The organism is Agrobacterium sp. 22-209-1 (assembly GCF_053522485.1).
Genome location: NZ_JBNWCH010000003.1, coordinates 218,534 through 237,544, shown reverse-complemented (window position 1 = coordinate 237,544; position 19,011 = coordinate 218,534). Strand labels below are relative to the sequence as shown.

The 19,011-nt window shown below is 59.7% G+C and carries 16 protein-coding genes; 5 read left to right on the top strand and 11 right to left on the bottom strand.

The annotated features are described in order from the left end of the window. Positions 1 to 156: 156 nt before the first annotated feature. The 4 genes from ACQZ48_RS09020 to ACQZ48_RS09005 form a co-directional block, all read right to left on the bottom strand. Entirely contained in the window at positions 157 to 921 is a 765-nt protein-coding gene (locus ACQZ48_RS09020; RefSeq protein WP_191217538.1) for a HugZ family pyridoxamine 5'-phosphate oxidase, read from the bottom strand. Between the two features lie 189 nt (positions 922 to 1,110). Next, positions 1,111 to 2,778, bottom strand: coding sequence for a thiamine pyrophosphate-binding protein (locus ACQZ48_RS09015; protein WP_191217539.1), 1,668 nt, complete (start codon positions 2,776 to 2,778; stop codon positions 1,111 to 1,113). Further along, positions 2,775 to 3,977: a succinate--glutarate CoA-transferase gene (gene caiB, locus ACQZ48_RS09010; protein WP_191217540.1), complete on the bottom strand. Its 1,203-nt coding sequence runs from the start codon at positions 3,975 to 3,977 to the stop codon at positions 2,775 to 2,777. The genes ACQZ48_RS09015 and caiB overlap by 4 nt, the downstream gene beginning before the upstream one ends. Positions 3,978 to 4,078: 101 nt before the next feature. After that, positions 4,079 to 5,029: an alpha/beta hydrolase gene (locus ACQZ48_RS09005; protein WP_191217541.1), complete on the bottom strand. Its 951-nt coding sequence runs from the start codon at positions 5,027 to 5,029 to the stop codon at positions 4,079 to 4,081. Between the two features lie 147 nt (positions 5,030 to 5,176). Between ACQZ48_RS09005 and ettA the strand changes: the two genes are divergently transcribed. The 3 genes from ettA to metF all read left to right on the top strand — a co-directional run bounded on the left by ettA (position 5,177) and on the right by metF (position 8,895). Next, positions 5,177 to 6,826 carry an energy-dependent translational throttle protein EttA gene (gene ettA / locus ACQZ48_RS09000; RefSeq protein ID WP_077981656.1) on the top strand — a complete coding sequence of 550 codons (1,650 nt, stop codon included), beginning with the start codon at positions 5,177 to 5,179 and terminating at the stop codon, positions 6,824 to 6,826. 160 nt (positions 6,827 to 6,986) lie between these two features. Then, entirely contained in the window at positions 6,987 to 8,000 is a 1,014-nt protein-coding gene (locus tag ACQZ48_RS08995) for an ArsR/SmtB family transcription factor (RefSeq protein WP_077981657.1), read from the top strand. 1 nt (position 8,001) lies between these two features. Beyond that, complete coding sequence (gene metF / locus ACQZ48_RS08990) at positions 8,002 to 8,895, top strand: methylenetetrahydrofolate reductase [NAD(P)H] (RefSeq protein ID WP_448728748.1); 894 nt, start codon at positions 8,002 to 8,004, stop codon at positions 8,893 to 8,895. A gap of 465 nt (positions 8,896 to 9,360) precedes the next feature. Here metF and ACQZ48_RS08985 read toward each other — a convergent pair whose 3' ends face one another. The 7 genes from ACQZ48_RS08985 to ACQZ48_RS08955 all read right to left on the bottom strand — a co-directional run bounded on the left by ACQZ48_RS08985 (position 9,361) and on the right by ACQZ48_RS08955 (position 16,958). Then, positions 9,361 to 10,587 carry a lytic murein transglycosylase gene (locus tag ACQZ48_RS08985; protein ID WP_448728747.1) on the bottom strand — a complete coding sequence of 409 codons (1,227 nt, stop codon included), beginning with the start codon at positions 10,585 to 10,587 and terminating at the stop codon, positions 9,361 to 9,363. 122 nt (positions 10,588 to 10,709) lie between these two features. Then, positions 10,710 to 11,489: a glycoside hydrolase family 25 protein gene (locus ACQZ48_RS08980; protein ID WP_448728746.1), complete on the bottom strand. Its 780-nt coding sequence runs from the start codon at positions 11,487 to 11,489 to the stop codon at positions 10,710 to 10,712. Between the two features lie 234 nt (positions 11,490 to 11,723). Further along, the gene (locus ACQZ48_RS08975; RefSeq protein ID WP_448728745.1) at positions 11,724 to 12,443 is read right to left on the bottom strand and encodes a class I SAM-dependent methyltransferase; all 720 of its coding nucleotides are present in this window, start codon (positions 12,441 to 12,443) and stop codon (positions 11,724 to 11,726) included. Continuing rightward, complete coding sequence (locus ACQZ48_RS08970) at positions 12,440 to 13,690, bottom strand: BtaA family protein (RefSeq protein ID WP_374638379.1); 1,251 nt, start codon at positions 13,688 to 13,690, stop codon at positions 12,440 to 12,442. Before ACQZ48_RS08970 ends, ACQZ48_RS08975 begins: the two co-directional genes overlap by 4 nt. A gap of 161 nt (positions 13,691 to 13,851) precedes the next feature. Beyond that, positions 13,852 to 14,922, bottom strand: a complete 1,071-nt coding sequence (locus tag ACQZ48_RS08965; RefSeq protein ID WP_448728744.1) for a transglycosylase SLT domain-containing protein — start codon at positions 14,920 to 14,922, stop codon at positions 13,852 to 13,854. 136 nt (positions 14,923 to 15,058) lie between these two features. After that, positions 15,059 to 15,694: a LysE family translocator gene (locus ACQZ48_RS08960; protein WP_269826295.1), complete on the bottom strand. Its 636-nt coding sequence runs from the start codon at positions 15,692 to 15,694 to the stop codon at positions 15,059 to 15,061. A gap of 52 nt (positions 15,695 to 15,746) precedes the next feature. Beyond that, on the bottom strand, positions 15,747 to 16,958 hold the full coding sequence (locus tag ACQZ48_RS08955; protein ID WP_077981767.1) for a pyrophosphate--fructose-6-phosphate 1-phosphotransferase: 1,212 nt from the start codon (positions 16,956 to 16,958) through the stop codon (positions 15,747 to 15,749). Positions 16,959 to 17,277: 319 nt separating this feature from the next. On the opposite strand from ACQZ48_RS08955, the gene ACQZ48_RS08950 reads away from it, so the two are divergent. Both ACQZ48_RS08950 and ACQZ48_RS08945 read left to right on the top strand, forming a co-directional pair. After that, a complete protein-coding gene (locus ACQZ48_RS08950) occupies positions 17,278 to 18,018 on the top strand; it encodes a J domain-containing protein (RefSeq protein ID WP_004430712.1) in 741 nt (246 codons plus the stop codon). Continuing rightward, entirely contained in the window at positions 18,015 to 18,794 is a 780-nt protein-coding gene (locus ACQZ48_RS08945) for an N-acetylmuramoyl-L-alanine amidase (protein ID WP_137410699.1), read from the top strand. Before ACQZ48_RS08950 ends, ACQZ48_RS08945 begins: the two co-directional genes overlap by 4 nt. The last annotated feature ends 217 nt before the right edge of the window (positions 18,795 to 19,011 follow it).

Genomic DNA, 19,011 nt, shown 5'->3' with positions numbered 1-19,011 from the left:
TTATGAAAGAAGAGGTCAACATGTTTGTCGTTTTCTTCCGCATGGAAACGATGGCGCGGTGACAGGGCCGTTCGAGACACCATGTATATGATGCCGGTCGAGGCTGAACCTGCGACGAGTCGCCTGTATTCGTTTGTTTTGAAGCCCTTGGCGGGTTCAGCTTGCGGGTTGAGTCAATTGTTTCTCAAACTGCTTCAACGTTGTCACCCGCTCCGCAAACCAAAGCCGGGCCAGATCGCTGGCCGAAGCCAGATCGATGCCGTCAGGATCGATGGAGGTGATTTTCCAGCGTCCGGTTTTGGCACCAGCGAGAACGGCAAGCCGAGCCGCTTCGCCCTTGATGGCGTTGAGGCGGATCGCTTCGCTTTCCGCTACAGCCATCAGTTCTTCTGCACCTGACAGATCGGTGCGCAGATCGCCGGGTGTGATGGTGCTGGCATTTCGCGTCGGGCCACCATTGATCTGCACGCCTTCCGTCCGCAGCCGGTAGAGCCTTGTGTCGGGAAGGGACAGATAAAGTTTCGCCTTGGGGTAACGGGCAATATAGCGCTGTCTCGCAAGCGGCACTTCATCCGGGCTGATTTGCTCCGCCTTGCCGACCAGTGTCAGCCGCGGCAATGTCAGCGCATCGCCCTTGCCGAAGGGAGCGAGCGTCAGTGAGATGCGCGCGTCCGCCTCCATGTTGCGGGCATGCAGCGTCAGCCCCGCCGCGAAGAAGAACGGTGTGCCATCCGGCTCGATGCCGATATTGGTTGCGGTCGTATAGGGATAACCGCTCACGGGATCGAGGGTCGCAAGCGCTGCGGTGCGGGAAATGTGCAGCACATCGCGGGCCACGCGCACGGCCTCGAAAGGTGCGCCCGCCGAGGGCTCGATTTTTGCGCCGCGTGGGGTGATGACGGGAGGGGCAACATCCGGCATGTCGTTTCCTGATCCAAAGGGCTGCTGAAAGAAGTGTGAGACCCCTCCTTCGTCATGCTCGGGCCTGTCCCGAGCATCTGCAACCGATGAACTTTACGATACGTGATTGGATCCTCGGGACAGGCCCGAGGATGACGTCGTGCGAGCGTCAGGATTTACACCATGCCGGAGCCGTGTCCATGCGTAATATCAGCTTCCGGTCCGTATCTGCGTCAGGGTACGCGTCGGTGTGATCGCTTCCGCATCCAGCTTCACCTCGATGATGGCCGGTTTGCCGCTGGACCGCGCCCGCTCGAAGGCGGCGGCGAAGTCTTGCGTTCTTTCCACCGTTTCGCCGTGGCCGCCATAGGCTTTTGCAAAAGCGTTGAAATCCGGATTGACGAGATCGGTGCCGCTGACGCGGCCGGGATATTCCCGCTCCTGATGCATGCGAATGGTGCCATAGGTGCCATTATTGACCAGCACGGTGATGATCGGCAGACCGTAACGCACGGCGGTGATGAATTCCTGCCCGTGCATCATGAAGCAGCCGTCACCGGCAAAGCAGATCACCTCACGCTCCGGGAACAGATGCTTGGCGGCGACGGCCGCCGGTAGGCCGTAACCCATCGAGCCTGATGTCGGGGCCGATTGGGTGTTGAAGCGGCGGAAACGGTGGAAGCGGTGGAGCCAGGTGGCATAATTGCCGGCGCCATTGGTGAAGATCGCGTCGTCGGCCACATTGGCCTCGATCCAGTCCATGATCGGGCCCATCTGCACCGGACCGGGGCCGGTCTGCGGTGGTGTCGACCAGGTGAGATAAGCTGCGTGCATGGCGGCGGTGCGCTCGGCCCATGCGGCGTTGCCGGAAAGGGTAAGCGAGGCGAGGGCGGCGACGAAATCATCCGGGGCGGCGCAGATCGCCAGATCGGGGCGATAGACGCGGCCAAGCTCTTCGGCTTCGGGATAAATATGGATCAGCTTCTGCGACGGGTAGGGGATGTCGATGAGCGTATAACCGGAGGAGGGCATTTCGGAGAGGCGGCCGCCGAGCAGTACCACCAGATCGGCTTCCTTGATCTCCTTCGCCAGGGCCGGGTTGATGCCGATGCCGACATCGCCGGCATAGGAAGGGCTCAGGTGATCGAACAGCATCTGGCGGCGGAAGGAGCAGCCGACGGGCAGCTTGTGGTTTTCGGCAAATGCCCTGAAGCTCGCCACGCTCTCCTCGGACCAACGGGTGCCGCCGACGATGAAGATCGGCCGTTTCGCTTCGCCCAGCATTTTTGCGAAGGCGGCAATCTGCGATGTGCCTGGATGGGCTTCTACCGGCATGTAGGGCTTTGCCTCGGGCGCTTCGACTTCTTCCACCAGCATGTCTTCAGGCAGCGTCAGCACCACCGGGCCGGGGCGGCCGGAGGTGGCGACGGCAAAGGCGCGGGTAACAAATTCGGGAATGCGGCGGGCATCGTCGATCTCGCCCACCCATTTGGCGAATTCGGTGAAGGCGCGGCGATATTCCACTTCCTGGAAAGCCTCGCGTTCGCGGGCTTCGCGCTGCACCTGGCCGATGAACAGGATCATCGGAATGGAATCCTGCCGGGCGATGTGCAGGCCGGCCGAGGCGTTGGTGGCACCCGGACCGCGCGTCACCATGCAGATGCCGGGTTCGCCGGTCAACCGGCCCCAGGTGTCGGCCATCATGGCGGCGCCGCCTTCCTGGCGGCAGACGACGGTTTCGATGCCGCTTTCATAAAGCGCATCCAGCACCGCCAGATAGCTCTCGCCCGGAACGCAGGACACGCGGGAGACACCATTGGCCTTCAGCGCTTCGACGATCAGTTCTCCGCCTGTTCTTTTCATTCCGGCTGCTTTCATGGCGTCGTGGTCCTTTCGATAGTTTCCAGTTCGGCCAGCACCTGCGCCTGATGTTCGCCGAGCTTCGGGCTCGGGCGTTCATAACGCAGCGGCGTCTTTGACATGATAATCGGTGTCCGTACCCCGGGGATGACGGTGCCATCCTGCGCCTCGAGATCGACGCGCAGGCCGCGTGCCTTAACCTGCGGATCGGCGAACATTTCCTCGATGGAATTGATCGGCCCGGCCGGTACGGCGTTGGTTTCGCAGGCGGTCAGAAGATCGCGCTTATTCCATTTCAGCGTTTCGGTGGAAACGATCTGCCGGACTTCGACCTTATGTGCGACGCGGGCCTTGTTTGTCGCATAACGTTCGTCATCGGCAATCGCGCCAATGCCGAGAATGGTGCAGAGGCGGCGGAACTGGCCGTCATTGCCGACTGCCAGTATCAGGAAACCATCGGCCGTCGGCACCACCTCATAGGGGGAAATATTTGGATGGGCGTTGCCGAGCCGGACGGGCGGCCTGCCAGAAATCAGGTAATTCATGTTCTGGTTGGCCAGCACGGCCGATTGCACATCCAGAAGCGCCATGTCGATATGCTGGCCTTCGCCTGAGCGCATGGCGTGGATTAGCGCGGCCTGAATGGCTGACACGGAATAGATGCCCGTGAAGATATCGGCAACAGCCACGCCGGCCTTCATCGGCTGGCCATCGGGCTCGCCCGTTATCGACATGAAACCGGACATGCCCTGCACGATATAGTCGTATCCGGCGAAATCGGCATAGGGTCCGGTCTGGCCGAAGCCGGTGATGGAGCAATAGATCAGCTTCGGATTGAGCACCCTCAGGCTCTCGTAATCGAGGCCGTATTTCGCGAGCCCGCCGCGCTTGAAGTTTTCGATGACGACATCGGCGGTGCGGACCAGCCGGCGCACCAGTTCGCAGCCCTCAGGGGTCTTCAGATCGGCGACGATGGAGCGTTTGCCGCGATTGGTGGCGTGGTAATAGGCGGCGGAGAGATTTTCCCCATCATCGCTTTCGACGAAAGGCGGTCCCCATGCGCGGGTATCGTCGCCACCTTCGGGGTTCTCGACCTTGATGACGTCAGCGCCCATGTCGGCCAGCATCTGCCCCGCCCAGGGACCTGCCAGAACACGCGCGAGTTCAATGACACGGATGCCTGCGAGCGGCGGTTTCCTGTTCGGCATGTCGGTCATCTGTCCCCCGGGATTTTCTGCTTGCCGGTTTATAGACCGCTGCCTGCCGCGCCGCATGTGATTTTATCTCATGGACTTATTCCGTTTCGGCAAAGGCGCCTTCAGTCTTTAACGACCCGACCGCACCAGGCGGCGAAATCCGCCGCGACGGGCTGCCAGCCGATCTCGTTCAATGTCTCGTGCCGCATTCCCTTGTAGATTGTGTGTTCGACATGACTGAAGCCCGCCTGGCGGAAACGCTCGGCTAGCCACACAATTTCCCTGCCATCATTCGTGGCGGCATCCTGATCGCCGCTTACCAGTAACAGCGGCAGCGTTTTTGGCAGGCGCTCGATGAGTTTCGGCGCGCGATAGGAGAGTTCGAAAACATCTTGCCAGAGCGAAACGCTCGCCTCGAACTGGCAGAGCGGGTCCTCCACATAGGCATCGACAGCCGCCTTGTCGTGGCTCAGCCAGTCGGCATGGGTGCGCCTTTCCGGCATTTTTGCATTCCAGGCGCGGAAGGTCGCCTTCGGCAGGATGGCGCTCGGCACGTCCGATCCCTTCAGCATCTTTTCAAGCCGGAGCACGATCTGTGCGATGCGGCCCATGACGCCGGGATTGAGATTGGAATTCCAGATCGACAGACCATCGAAGGCATCCGGATGGCTGACGGCGGTGTTCAGCGCCACAAGGCCGCCCATGGAATGGCCGAACAGGATCACGGGCAGGCCGGGATGTCTTTCCCCGATCATCACGCGCATCGCCATGACATCGGCAACCACCTTTTCCGCGCCGTCCTTCCAGGCGAAGCGACCGAGAGGCGCATCCGCCGCTCTCGTGCGGCCATGGCCGCGATGGTCATGGGCATAGACCTCGAAACCCTGTTTCGCCATGACATCGGCAAAACGGCGGTAGCGGCCGGCGTGCTCGACAAGGCCGTGGCAGATCATCAGCACGCCACGGGCGGGGGATAGAGCGGAAGGTTGATGACGGAAGGCGATCGATGCGCCGGAAGGGGCTTCCAGCCTCTCAATCTGGCTGAAGGCGAAGTTATCGGTCGTCTCATTCATGGCAGCACCCATCGCCTCGTCACGCAGCTTGTCATAATCATGGGGTCATAATCGTGCCAGAGGTTGCCCCAAGGTCCTATTTACCCTACATAGCGGCAAATTTCCCGATACGTACTCTTAAAAATCCGATGTGGAGCATTCGCTACAATGGCACGTCAATTCATCTATCACATGGCTGGGCTGAACAAGTCCTATGGCGCGAAGAAGGTTCTGGAGAACGTCCATCTCTCCTTCTACCCCGATGCCAAGATCGGTATCCTCGGCCCGAACGGTGCCGGTAAGTCGACCGTTCTGAAAATCATGGCCGGCCTCGACAAGGAATATACCGGTGAAGCCTGGCTCGCCGAAGGTGCGACCCTCGGTTATCTCGAGCAGGAGCCGAAGCTCGACGAAAACAAGACCGTGATGGAAAACGTCATGGAAGGCGTGGCGCACAAGACGGCGATCGTCGACCGCTACAACGAATTGATGATGAACTATTCCGACGAAACGGCGGATGAGGGCGCAAAGCTTCAGGACATGATCGACAGCCAGAACCTCTGGGATCTGGAAAATCAGGTCGAAATGGCCATGGATGCCCTGCGTTGCCCGCCCGGCGATTCGCCCGTGACCGGCCTTTCCGGTGGTGAGCGTCGCCGTGTGGCACTGTGCCGTCTGCTGCTGTCGCAGCCGGACCTGCTGCTGCTCGACGAACCGACGAACCATCTGGACGCTGAAACTATCGCCTGGCTCGAAAAGCACCTGCGCGACTATCCCGGCGCCGTGATGATGATCACCCACGACCGCTACTTCCTCGACAATGTCACGGGCTGGATTCTCGAGCTCGATCGTGGTCGCGGCATTCCTTACGAAGGCAACTACTCCGCTTACCTGCAGGCGAAAGCCAAGCGCATGCAGCAGGAAGCTCGCGAAGATGCATCGCGTCAGAAGGCCATCAGCCGCGAGCAGGAATGGATCGCATCCAGCCCCAAGGCCCGCCAGACGAAATCCAAGGCGCGTATCAAGGCCTATGACGAACTGGTGGAAGCAGCGGAAAACCGCCGTCCCGGCGATGCGCAGATCGTCATTCCGGTTGCAGAGCGTCTCGGTCGCGTCGTCATCGAAGCCGACAACCTCACCAAGTCCTATGGCGACCGCGTGCTGATTGAAAACCTGTCCTTCAAGCTGCCGCCCGGTGGTATCGTCGGCGTCATCGGTCCGAACGGTGCGGGTAAGACGACGCTGTTCAAGATGATCACCGGTCAGGAGAAGCCTGATAGCGGTTCCGTGACCGTTGGTGACACCGTTCAGCTCGGTTACGTCGACCAGAGCCGCGACGCGCTGGCGGGCGACAAGACCGTGTGGGAAGAAATCTCCGGCGGCAACGACATCATCAAGCTCGGCAAGTTCGAAGTGAATTCGCGCGCCTATTGCGGCGCCTTCAACTTCAAGGGCGGCGATCAGCAGCAGAAGGTCGGCAATCTTTCGGGCGGTCAGCGTAACCGCGTTCACCTCGCCAAGATGCTGAAGGCCGGCGGCAACGTTCTGCTGCTCGACGAACCGACCAACGACCTTGATACGGAAACGCTGGCAGCACTTGAAGAAGCGCTGGAAGCCTTCGCCGGTTGCGCCGTTATCATCAGCCACGACCGCATGTTCCTCGACCGTCTGGCCACCCACATCCTCGCTTTCGAGGGTGACAGCCATGTGGAATGGTTCGAAGGCAACTTCGAAGACTACGAAAAGGACAAGGTCCGCCGTCTCGGCCCGGAAAGCATCAAGCCCGGCCGCGTGAGCTACAAGCGCCTGACGCGCTGATCCTTTTCAGCATCGCTCCAGAAAGGCCCGCCGTAAAGCGGGCCTTTTTTCGTGTAATAAGTGGACATGATCGCGTCCCGAGACACTTTACGCTTGCATCGAACGCCACATCGACATAAAGATATCTTTATATCTTGATTAGCTTGCGAGGCGCGGCAGAGTGGCGTTCGGTCTGGACAAATTGGTGGATCTCCTGAAGGCGGCGGGTGAGACGACGCGTTTTCGCTTGCTGGCGCTTCTTTCGGCCGGCGATCTGACGGTTACCGACCTTACCGAAATCCTCGGCCAGTCGCAGCCGCGCATCTCCCGTCACCTCAAACTTTTGACGGAAGAGGGGCTGATCGAGCGTTATCAGGAAGGCGCATGGGCCTATTTCCGTCTGCGGCAGGATGGTGAGCCTGCGGGCGTCGTTCGGCAGCTGCTTGGCGCCGCGTCGCCGTCTGACGCGGTTCTCCAGCGCGACAGCGAACGGCTTGCCACCGTCAAGCGGGTGCGGGCGGAGCGGGCGCAGGACTATTTCAGCCGCAACGCTTCCGCATGGGACGAGCTGCGCCGTCTGCATGTCAGCGACGAGGCCGTGGAAGGCGCGCTCCTGAAGCTGGTGGGCACCACGCCGATCGATTCGCTTCTCGATCTTGGCACCGGCACCGGCCGTATCCTGCAGCTTCTGAGCGGGATCTATCGTCGCGCGATCGGTGTGGATGCCAGCCGCGACATGCTGTCGGTGGCGCGCGCCAATCTCGACAAGGCAGGTGTGGTCAATGCCTCCGTTCGCCATGGCGACATTCTCAATCTGCCGCTCGAGGGACAGGATTTCGATCTGATCGTTATCCATCAGGTCCTGCATTTCCTCGACCAGCCGGAAATCGCGCTTTCGGAAGCTGCGCGCATGCTGCGTCCCGGCGGTCGGCTGATCGTCATCGACCTTGCACCGCATTCCTTCGAATATCTGCGTGATGAACACGCGCATGTGCGGCTCGGTTTCTCGCATCCGCTGATGGAAGAATGGTTGAAGAAGGCCGGGCTTTCGTTGGAGCGCGCCGTCGATCTTCATTCTGAAAAAGCGTCCGACGAGGCTTTGGACGTCACGATATGGGTTGCCCGCGACCAGCGGCTGCTGATGGCAGACGATGTGGCGCAAGAGGCGGTTTTACTTCGCTCCGGGAGGGCATGATATGTTGAGGTCAGAAACCGCACGCCGTGATGGCGACATCCGGTTGTCTTTCGAATTTTTTCCTCCCAAGAACGCCGAGATGGAATCCCAGCTTTGGGAAACGGTCGACGAACTGAAGAAGTGGAATCCGGATTTCGTTTCCGTCACCTATGGTGCCGGCGGCTCCACAAAAGCGCCGACGCTGGACGCGGTACGCCGTATGATCGCAGACGGCCATCTGCCGACTGCCGCGCATCTGACGTGCGTGGATGCGAGCCGGGATGAGGTGCATCAGGTCGTAGAAGAGTTCCGCAATGCTGGCGTTCGCCATTTCGTGGCGCTTCGCGGCGATCCCTCCGCCGGCATCGGCACGGCTTACCAGCCGCATCCGGAAGGGTATGAGAATGCTGCCGCTCTGGTGAAGGGGCTGCGTGAAATTGCCGATTTCGAGATTTCCGTTTCGGCCTATCCGGAAAAACATCCGGAAAGCGCAAGCGAGGCTATCGATATCGACATGTTGAAGCGCAAGGCCGACAATGGTGCGACGCGGGCGCTGACGCAGTTCTTCTTCGATAATGACGTGTTCGAACGTTACATGGAGCGGGTCACGGCGGCGGGCATCACCATTCCGGTGGTTCCGGGCATTATGCCGATCCAGAATCTCACCCAACTCAAGCGTTTCGCCGGCCGCTGCGGCACCAGCATTCCCGGTTTTCTGGATGAGCGTTTCGAAGGCTATGACGACGATCTGGAAGGTCGCGCCCGCGTGGCCGCGGAGGTTGCCGCCGAACAGATTGCCGATCTTCAGCGTCGTGGCGTCAATGAGTTCCATCTCTACACCATGAACCGCGCGCCGCTGGTTGACGCGGTGCTTGAAAATCTCGGGCTGGAGCGTCTGCGCCGCAGCGCCGCGTGATTTTACACAGCAGATTACCGATATGAAAAAAGCGCAGGTCCCTTAGGGCCTGCGCTTTTTAAACTCGTGTCATCTACGGTTTTTATCTGCGTTTGGTCTTCACGTCTCGTCAGATGAAAAGCATCATCGCTACGAACAAAAACGCCAAACCGACTGCCAAGGCATTGAGAGATTTTGTAAGTCCCATGGGTGCCTCCTGTTGTTGACAGGTTTGATAATATGACCGTTTTGTGGCGGTTGGAAAGCGGTTTTTGTGATGCAGTGCAGCAAGGCCTGGCATGCCGTAAAAAAGCGTTTTCTGTAATTTATTGAAAATAAAAGATTATTTCTCTATCACGCAGTGCTTCATAAGTTTAAAAAAAGTAAATGACCGGGGTGTTATCCCCAGTCATCAGGTCGAGATTAATGATTTTTGCCTTGATTCCGTCCGACAGATGAAGGGCCGGAAGGCGGCGTTAAGATTGATTAAAGCGCCTGCAAAAGTGCGGCAGAAGGCCAGCCATCGGCGGGCAGTCCGAGACGCTGCTGCTCTTTCTGGATGGCGACGCGGGTACCGGAACCGAGAATGCCGTCCACCTTGCCGACATTATGTCCGCGCGCTTCGAGCTTGGTCTGAAGCTGCTTCATGGTCGCATCATCGAAACCGGGCTCCGGGTTGCCCTTGTTATAGACGGGGGAGCCCATCAAACGTGTGGCGAAATAGGCGGCCGAGGTCGTGTAGATGAACGACTGGTTCCATTCCAGATAGATGTTGAAATTAGGATAGGTAATGAAAGTCGGACCCTTGCGCCCCTGCGGCATGATGAGCGCGGCGGGAAGGGAAGCGAAGTTCTTGTTGCCGTCACGCGGGGTGACGCCGAGCGCGAACCACTCACCGGCGGTCAGCGTGCCGCCGAGGCCGGATTTTTCCCAGGGCAGGTTTTCAGGCAGGGAAACTTCCTGAATCCAGGGTTCGCCCTTCTTGAAACCGAGATGCTGGATGAATTTGGCCGCCGTCAGGATGGCGTCGGGCGCGCTGCTCTTGACGTTGATGTGGCCGTCGCCATCACCATCGACGCCGAAAGCGATGATGTCCTTGGGCAGCATCTGCACCTGGCCGATTTCACCGGCCCATGCGCCCGTATTGGTGGCTGGGTCGAGATCGCCGTGCTGAACCATTTCGATCAGCGCCAGCAGCTGCGGACGGAAGAGTTCCGGGCGGCGGCAATCATGCGACAGGGTCACCAGCGCGTTACGGGTGTTAAAATCACCCTGGACGGCGCCAAAATCGGTTTCCATGGCCCAGAAGGCGGCGATGACGCCGGCCGGTACACCGTATTCGCTTTCGGCGCGGGCGAAGGTGGAGGAGAGTTCCTGCAGTTTCTTGCGGCCAATATCGAGGCGCGCCTGGCTGACGGTGCGCTGGGAAAACTCCAGGAAGGTCTGGCGGAAGACGCCCTGTGCACGGTCACGCGCGAGCACCTTCGGGTCGATCTGCGCGCCGGAGAGCGCCTTCTGGATTGCGTCGGCCGGAATGCCCTTGGCAAGCGCGTCGGCTTTCACGCCTTCGAGAAATGCACCGAGATCGCCGCCGCAGGCAACCTGCTTGGGATCGTCAGGCGAGGCGACAGGCGGCGTTGCGAGTGCGGAGCCGGTAGAAAGAAGCGACAAAGCGGCGGCAAAAACGATGCTGCGCGACCGGAACGTGGGCATGGGAATTTCCTCGATAGGTTGTTAGCCCGCTTTACCCATATGTTTGCGACAAAAAAACGGATCGGGCGATCTGACGTGGCTGAACAACGCCGATTTTTCAAAAGTGTTGCTTCTTGGCCGTGTTATTTGGCGGAAGCAATCCATTTTCGCCAGTTTTTCTCACTTCCGGCGAAGACATTGATGTCAGTGGGACCGTTCACGCCGGGCACGACGCCGGTTGCGGTATATTGCCAGAAGGCCCATTTGCGATCTTCGTAAATCTTGGCCGGATGGGCGGCAACGGAACGCACCCAGAAATGGTAGTCCTTGAACTGGCCGACGAGATTGTCGCGGTGAAAGTCGACTGAGGTATAGATGATCGGGCGCTTGCCGTAGTGGGCTTCGATGCGGTCGAGGAAACGTTGCATTTCGGCGCGCACGATACCCGGGGCAGGGCGGGTCTTGCAGGTGGGGGAGGAAGGATTCCACTCCACGTCGAGAACCGGGGGCAGGGTGACGGCGTTCTTCGGAACGTTGCGAATGAACCATTCGGCCTGGGCGTCCGCTGTGGAGCAGAAATAATAGAAATGGTAGGGCGCGTGCAGAATATCGGCCGCCGCCGCGCTGCGCCAATGGTCGCCGAATTTCGGATCGATACGGTCCGACCCTTCCGTCGCCTTGATGAAGACGAAGGAGACGCCGGATTTGCGCACGGTTTGCCAGTCAACGTCGCCATTCCATTTGGACACGTCGATGCCGTGTACCTCGTGGCGGTGCGGGTTGTTGACGCCGAAATCCTGCGGGTCGGTATCAGAAAATTTCGGCCTGGAAACGGATGCGGTTTCCAGCAGGTCGTAACTGGTAGAGGTGCAGCCGCCGATCAACAGCAAAGCCGACAATAGTGCCGATAAACGCAGCCGCATTGAAACCCTGATGAAAGTGTTGCCCATCCCGCGGCCGCAAAACGGCGCGCCATATCTCTCAATTTACGCATAACATGGTAAACAAGCGGTTATGGCAAGGGGCTAGGTGCTTTTTGCATCTCGCAAGCCGCTGGATTTGCAGCGATTTGCGATTTTTACTGCTGAAACCTCGCCCGGCGAAGCCTTGAAGGCGACGTCGCATGCGCGCATGTGGGTTTTGCAATCCGTCGGGAATCAGGCGTCGGCCAAGATGCGGTGGTTTTTCGGCTGCTGCGCTTCGGCAACCGGGAGCGTGATGACAGCCCGCCAGGCATAACCCCGGGCGATTTCCTCGAATTCGAGATTGCCGTCAAAACGGCCGGCCATATTGGCCAGAACATAGCGAAGATTGGCGCGGGGCGTGACGTGGAAACGGGTGAGCCAGGCTTGCAGAAGGGTGCGGAACCACTTCGGCAATTGTTCCTGCTGGCCGAAATCGACGATATGCAGTGAGCCGCCGGGCTTCAGCGCCGTGAGCGCCTGTTCGATCGCCTTTTCCCAATCCGGTATCATCGACAGCGCATAGGGGATCATGACGCGGTCGAAGCCCTCGGGTTGGCCGAATTCCGAGGCGCGGAAGGCAGTGGCGTCTGCCACGCGCAGCATGGGGCGTTCCGCCTTGCCGGCGAAATTTTCGGCTGCGGTCAGCAGCATTTCGGCGGAAATGTCGAGGCCGAACAGTTTCGCCTGCGGAAATTTGCGGCTGGCCAGCAGCAGGTTGCGGCCGGTGCCGCAGCCAACTTCCAGCAAGGTGCCACCTTTCGGCACGTCGAGGCCGGAAATGGTTCTGTCGCGGCCGAGAAGGTAATATTTGCGGGTGATATCGTAGATATGCCGCTGGTGGCGATACATGCGGTCCATCAGGCTCGCATGCGCGCTGTCTGCAAGGCCTACATTCTCGCCGATGGTTTTCATGCCATAGCCCTCTGGTAGATATGGAAGCCGCCGTAGATGGCCGAGCGGTCCATGGCGTTGAGCTCGTTGGAGCGCTCTTCGAGATAGACCCACTGGTTGCGGATGTCAGGCGAAAGCCGGCCTTCGATGACGCTCTTTTCGGCGGCGGTGCGGAAGATGACGCGCGCGCCGGATGCCGCGGTGCGGCTGATCTGCGACCATAATTCGTTGAGCTGCGTGTCCGTCATCCAGTCCTGCGCATCTAGGAGGATATAGCGGTCGACGGCGCTTGCCGGCTTTTTGGAGAGAAGCTCGGTATAGGTGGCGTGGTGCACGGCAACGCGTGCGGTGTTGTTGCGGATCGTTTCGTAATATTCCGACTTGAGATAGGCGGGCAGGGCACCCTCATGCGGTTCGGGATAACGGCGCGCGAAGGCCTGCCAGGCGAAATAATTGTCGCTGAGCGGGAAGTTGCAGGCGAGCTTTTCCAGCCGCTCCTTGAGCACGGACGCAACCGTGCCATCGGCGGAAAGGCTGGCCAGCTCGTCATATTGGCGCGGCGGAATGCCAAGGCCGAAAAGCGAGCTTTTGCGCTTCGTCAGCCAGCGCACCACCGGCTTGTCGAAAAGGGGTGCGACCTTGCTGTCGAAAAACTGGCGCTGTTCGTCCAGCGTTCGGGTGTTGGCCATTTCGGTGAGCTTCACGCCGTGCAGCCGGGCCATGAGATGACCGGCGCCGATGAAGCGGCCGAGCAGGCCGGTGCGATAGATATTCCTGTCGAAGACAGAGATGCGGCGCCGGCCGGAAAGGGTGCGCTTCGACCAGTATGCCTTGGTCGTGGCGTCGAGATGCTCGGCGATGAAGCGGTCGTAACCGATGCTGTTGCTGCGGTGGTTGGCGCGGCCGAAGTGGCGCACCACGTCCTGATGGGCGGGCAGATGGCGGAAGGCGGCGAGCTTCAGCTTGTTCAGCGCAATGTGGTGCGGGTTGAGGTCCACGACATCGATGCTGGCCGGATTGCGGGAGAGGTAGGCCAGCATGTTGCAGCCGCCCGAGCCGATGGTGACGATGCGGTGGCCTTCGCCAAGCTCCATCGCCTCCATGTCGATTTCCGGGTCTTCCCATATCTGCGGATAGACGAGGCCGGAAAAGAGGACGCCGAAGAACCGCTCGGACAGACCGCTTTTGGAGAGTGCCTTGTGCTGGAGCAATGCAGACTTCAGTTTCGTGTTCTTGCTGAAGCCGGTCTTGGGTGCCGCACTCGTCATATGTTCACCTCTCAGTCGATTGAGAGGCGTCTACAGCCGTCACACTACAGTTTGATGACAGGGGCTGTGGGTGAAAACAATGAGACGAAAAGACGCTGTGAAACGATCGGCGTCTAAGTTGCCACGAATCCAGACTGCATTCCCAATGCAGCCGGAGGCCATCACTTGCGCAGAACGTGCAGCATGCCCTTGCGCTTGGCGTCGTAGTAATAACCGCGCGCATAAAGCCGGACCGCGTTATCGCGGTCGTTACCCGCCACAACCCATGCGCCGCGCAGATATTTGACGGCGTATTTGAGGTTGGTTTCGGCATCGAACAGGCCGGAAGCGGGACCATCGAAGCCCATGGAGCGGGCCGTGGCATGCCTGATCTGCATCAGGCCGAAATTGCCGCTGCTATAGGCGCCGGGATTATACATGCTTTCACGCCGCACCACGCGATGAACCAGATCTTCCGGCACATCGTACATGGTGGCGTATTTGGTAATAAGGCCGCTGAGCTTTTCGCGTCCGACCGGGGCCGCCATCGATTCGTTCTGGCGGATAGCGGCAAGCGCGGCGTTGGTCGGGCCGGCTGCATAGGCCAGAACCGTGCTGTCCGGCTTTGGCAGCGGAATGACTTTGCGTTCGGCCGTCAGTTCAGTGCCGATGGAGGGCGAACCGGGCGGCGGCGGCGCGGGCGGGAAGCTGCCCTTGACGGCAACCACCTGCGGCAGATCGGCAGCGGCATTGTGGGCAGCCGGCTTGGCCGCCATGTCAGCCGTTTCGATGGCTGCGGCCGCCGGAGTGGCGCTTGTCGGTGCGAGTGCCGTGGCCGTGGTCGGCGCAGATGTCGTCACACTCGCTTGGGCGACTTCGTTCTGCTGCGGTTGCATCTGGGCGGCGATGGCTGCGGCCGCAGCAATTTCAGAAGCCGGCGGCAGCGCCACGCGTCCGCCCTTGACGGCGACGGCGGTGGGAAGTGCCGCAGGCTGGGAAGACGTTGCGGTTTCGGCGGTCTTAACCGTTGCTGCTGCTGCCGGGGTCACGCCCGTTGCTGCTTCGGCCGTCGCCGGCTGCGGCGATGTTTCCGCGGGAGTGGTCGCGGGATTGACTGTCGCGATCGTCGGGCCGTTCGGTCCTTCCTTTGCGGTATATTCGACGCTGGTACATGCGCTCAATGCCAGTGCCAGACCCACGGTGGAAGACAGAAGAAGTGCACTTCTTCCGCGGAATTTGCCGGAATTTCGCATGTTGCCGCCTTCGTTATGCCTGTCTTTCGATACCCCCGCGTCGAGCGAAGCAGGCAGTGTCCCGTCGAGCCTTCATTAACCTATTGTAAGGATAGCGGCAAGCCGGTGCGTTTCTCCCCGGCTTTCGGGCGGTTTTTCAGGCCGCGATGCGCCTGTATCCGGCACTGACGGCGCGGCCGGAAATAAAGTGGGTGCGGTATTTCGGCCGGATTTTCTTATCGCCCGACATGCGGCGCACCATCGCCAGAGTAGGCCCGGCAAACAGCGCCTGCCCGGTCAGAATCACCAACGCCTGAAGAAGAATGGCGGCCTGCGCCATGGCGAACGTTTCAATTGCATTGCCGGAAGTGGACACGAATTGCGGCAACAGCGCCAGAAATAAAGCGAAGTAGCGCGGGCGCAAGGCGGCAATGGCGTAACAATCGCGGAAAATGCCGCTCCAGGATTTGCCGGGCAGATTGTCATTATCGGCATTGGCGGCCTGGGCGGCAGGCGTGGCGAAGGTCCACAGGAGAAACAGCATCAGCCAGCCGATGCCGGCCCATTGCACGATTTCCACGAAGGATTGCGGCAGATAGACGAGACCGGCCACCGGAATGGCGGAAATCGTCATGGCCGTGACGATGCCGAGCGCGCCGCCGCTGACGGACGCGAAGATCGTCTTTTTGCCGCGAATGGCGGCATAGGAGGCGACAGAGAATACAAGGGGAGAGGGGAGTGCGAACACAACGGCACATGCTGCACAAAAAATCAGCCAGGCCTGTCCAGACATTCTCTTCCTCCTTGCCCTCCCTGTCGCAGTATTATTTTAGCCTATCGTAAAATCAGGCCGCTGTGAACGGCTGACCGACGTGTTCCATCACTTCGGTAAACCATTTTGCAGAGAGGTCGAAATGCTTTCCGCCCTTGATACGCGGAAACTCGATGGTCCGCAATTTGCCATTATGGTCTTCGTCATGGCCGGTGACGCCGGAGACCTTGTTGAGCGCGCTTTCGACGGCGAGATCGACCATGCCCTGGATGAGGCGCAGGTCGTCGCCATTGGCGGCGGCGGAGCGGGCGAAATAGCCAGATTTCTGCACCATGGAGCGTTCCGCACCGATGAGGCTGGCGAACTGCTTCTGGAACCAGCCGCCGACATTGATGGTGTCGATCTTCACATGGCCGAAAGCGTCGCGCTTGACAGCCTCGCCGGAGGCTTCGCGTTCGGCAACGATCGAATCAAGCCCGGCGCCTTCCGACACGAACAGCGTGACATAGCCGTTTTTGTCCATGATTTCCTTCAGGCGCTTGGCTTCCGCCTCGATGTCGAAGGCCATTTCCGGCAGGTAGATGCCGTCGATGTTCTTCATCTGCGTGTTCATCATCAGGCCTTCGACATATTCATTGCCGCTGGTCTTCTGGATATAGGCGCGCGCGGTGGCGGCCGTCAGCCAGCCGCAATGGCGGCCCATGACTTCATGGATGACGAAGGTCTTGGGTGCAGCGCTCTGCTCGTTGCTGACATTGTCGAAGAAGGAAGCGCCGACTTCAGCGGCCGTCCAGGCGCCGAGCGACTGCTTGATCGGCACCACGTCGTTATCCACCGTCTTCGGCAGGCCGACAACGGTGAGGTCATAGCCGTTAGCGCCAAGATAGGCGGCAAGATCGGCCGCTGTCGTATTGGTGTCGTCGCCACCGATCGTGTGGAGAATGGTGACGCCGTCAGCCGCCAGCCGGTCAGCGGCGACGCGCAGCGGATTGTCGCCTTCCTTGACCAGACCGCGCTTGGCGCAATCGGCGGCATTGGTGAGCTTCACACGGCTGTTGCCGATCGGCGAGCCGCCGTAGCGGTGGAGCAGATGTGCCTTTTCCCGCATATCCTTGGTGATCTCGATGCGGTCACCCAGAAGCACGCCCTGGTAACCGGAGCGGTAAGCGATGATGTCGATCTCGGGCGCGATGTCGCTGTAACGCTCGATCAGGCCGCCCACGGCCGAAGAGAGACAGGGCGCAAGGCCACCCGCGGTCAGCATTGCGACTTTCTGTTTGGCCATCATGGCTCTCCTTTTCACATATACCCAAAGACATGTCTGGCAAATGGATGCGACAGCCGCGTGTTGGTGTAAAGTGAATTTATGAAGAAGAACGCCGATTTCTCGCGGGTTTTCAGCGGCTTGAGCAAAGTGGCGTAATATAATCGTTTCAATCGGCATCGCCGGCGGCCGGCTTTCCGCCCTCTGTGGAAAACCATGGTTCCGTCGTCTGCCGTACTCTTGTTCCTGAAGCAAAACTGTCGCAAAGATGAATAAAAGTTAATGCCGCTGGCCCGCTAGGCATATTGCATTCGCGGCAATATCCCGTCATGCTTGTTGCATGATGTTCGATTTCGCCTGTCTGCAAATTTCATCCCTGTGGGAACGGCTGCTCGGCGCAATCGGCGACGCGGCAGGCGGTGCGCTCGGGCGCGTGGTGGAAGCCATCCGCACCCTTTTCGAAGGTGACCCGGAAACCCGCCGCAAGGTTTCGTTTTCCGTGGCCATCATCGCGCTCTCCGCCAAGATGGCGAAGGCCGACGGTGTCGTCAACGACGCGGAAGTGCGCGCCTTCCGGCAAATCTTCGATTTTCCGGAAGAAGAAGCCAAGAACGTCGCCCGTCTTTATAATCTCGCCCGCCAGGACGTTGCCGGTTACGAGGCCTATGCGGAGCGGCTTGCTGGTCTTTGCGGCTCCGGGCACGCCAATTGCGAGATGCTGGAAAGCGTCATCGACGGCCTGTTCCACATCGCCAAGGCCGATGGGCTGATCCACGAACGGGAACTCGCCTTCCTGGGCCGGATCGCGGAAATCTTCCGTATCACCGAAGATCACTTCGAAACGATCATGGCGCGGCATGTCCATATGGACGGGCGCGACCCTTATCGCGTGCTCGGCGTTTCGCCTTCGGACGATTTTCTGGATATCCGCAAGCGGTACCGAACGCTGGTTGCCGAACACCATCCTGACAAGCTCATTGCCCGCGGCGTTCCCATGGAATTGCATGCGGCCGCGAATGAGCGTATGGCGGCTCTCAACGCCGCTTATGCGGCCATCGAGAAAGAACGCCGCGTCGCATGAGTGAATGTCTGCCGGATTTTATCCCGGATTTTGGGGGCGCAACCGTTGCGCCTTCGCCTAACCATGGTGAAAGGCTTGATGTAGCCGGCCCCGATATTATCCTGTTGCATTATACCGGCATGACGACGGCCGACGGCGCACTGTCGTGGCTCTGCAATCTCGAAAGCCAGGTCTCAAGCCATTATTTCGTCTTCGAGGACGGGCGCGTCATCCAGCTCGTGCCGGAAACCCGCCGTGCCTGGCATGCGGGCAAAAGCATATGGGCGGGGGATCAGGACATCAATTCCCGCTCCATCGGTATCGAGATCGCCAATCAGGGCCATCCCGGCGGCCTGCCGGAATTTCCGAAAGAGCAGGTGGCTGCCGTCATCGAATTGTGTCGCGATTGCGGCCAGCGCTGGTCTATCGCCCCAGAAAGGGTGCTGGCGCATTCGGATGTTGCACCGATCCGCAAGGTCGATCCGGGTGAAAAATTTCCGTGGGACATCCTGTCGCAGCACGGTGTCGGCCATTGGGTGGAGCCTGCTCCGATCCGTGGCGGCCGCTTTTTTCAGCGCGGCGACCATGGCCAACCGGTCGAAGCGCTGCAGTCGATGCTGTCTATTTATGGTTATGGCGTTGAAATTACAGGCGCTTATTGCGAAAAAACCGAAGGCGCCGTGGCCGCTTTCCAGCGGCATTTCCGCCCCGCTTTGGTGGATGGTATCGCGGATTTCTCCACCATCGACACGCTGCACCGGCTGATCGCCAGCCTGCCGAGATTTTCGGGCGCTTAATCGCCAATTCTGGAAAAGCATTCCCGCTTTTTCCGCGAGTTCAAGTCGCTTTTTTTCTTGTGCCACAGTTAATCCGCATTGAGGAAGTTTAAGAACGTCACTGCATGCGGTGTCGTTCTTCAGGGGAGCCTGCCGTCAATATCAATCAAGGAGACCGGACAGCGGAAGGTCGCGATCGACTTTCCGGGCGCAGACTATTTGTGTCGCTTCATTGTTC

Bases quoted from the DNA above. Each gene is read 5' to 3' on its own strand.
- ACQZ48_RS09020 (WP_191217538.1), bottom strand. From the start codon at position 921: ATGCCGGATGTTGCCCCTCCCGTCATCACCCCACGCGGCGCAAAAATC.
- ACQZ48_RS09015 (WP_191217539.1), bottom strand. From the start codon at position 2,778: ATGAAAGCAGCCGGAATGAAAAGAACAGGCGGAGAACTGATCGTCGAA.
- caiB (WP_191217540.1), bottom strand. From the start codon at position 3,977: ATGACCGACATGCCGAACAGGAAACCGCCGCTCGCAGGCATCCGTGTC.
- ACQZ48_RS09005 (WP_191217541.1), bottom strand. From the start codon at position 5,029: ATGAATGAGACGACCGATAACTTCGCCTTCAGCCAGATTGAGAGGCTG.
- ettA (WP_077981656.1), top strand. From the start codon at position 5,177: ATGGCACGTCAATTCATCTATCACATGGCTGGGCTGAACAAGTCCTAT.
- metF (WP_448728748.1), top strand. From the start codon at position 8,002: ATGTTGAGGTCAGAAACCGCACGCCGTGATGGCGACATCCGGTTGTCT.
- ACQZ48_RS08985 (WP_448728747.1), bottom strand. From the start codon at position 10,587: ATGCCCACGTTCCGGTCGCGCAGCATCGTTTTTGCCGCCGCTTTGTCG.
- ACQZ48_RS08980 (WP_448728746.1), bottom strand. From the start codon at position 11,489: ATGCGGCTGCGTTTATCGGCACTATTGTCGGCTTTGCTGTTGATCGGC.
- ACQZ48_RS08975 (WP_448728745.1), bottom strand. From the start codon at position 12,443: ATGAAAACCATCGGCGAGAATGTAGGCCTTGCAGACAGCGCGCATGCG.
- ACQZ48_RS08970 (WP_374638379.1), bottom strand. From the start codon at position 13,690: ATGACGAGTGCGGCACCCAAGACCGGCTTCAGCAAGAACACGAAACTG.
- ACQZ48_RS08965 (WP_448728744.1), bottom strand. From the start codon at position 14,922: ATGCGAAATTCCGGCAAATTCCGCGGAAGAAGTGCACTTCTTCTGTCT.
- ACQZ48_RS08960 (WP_269826295.1), bottom strand. From the start codon at position 15,694: ATGTCTGGACAGGCCTGGCTGATTTTTTGTGCAGCATGTGCCGTTGTG.
- ACQZ48_RS08955 (WP_077981767.1), bottom strand. From the start codon at position 16,958: ATGGCCAAACAGAAAGTCGCAATGCTGACCGCGGGTGGCCTTGCGCCC.
- ACQZ48_RS08950 (WP_004430712.1), top strand. From the start codon at position 17,278: ATGATGTTCGATTTCGCCTGTCTGCAAATTTCATCCCTGTGGGAACGG.
- ACQZ48_RS08945 (WP_137410699.1), top strand. From the start codon at position 18,015: ATGAGTGAATGTCTGCCGGATTTTATCCCGGATTTTGGGGGCGCAACC.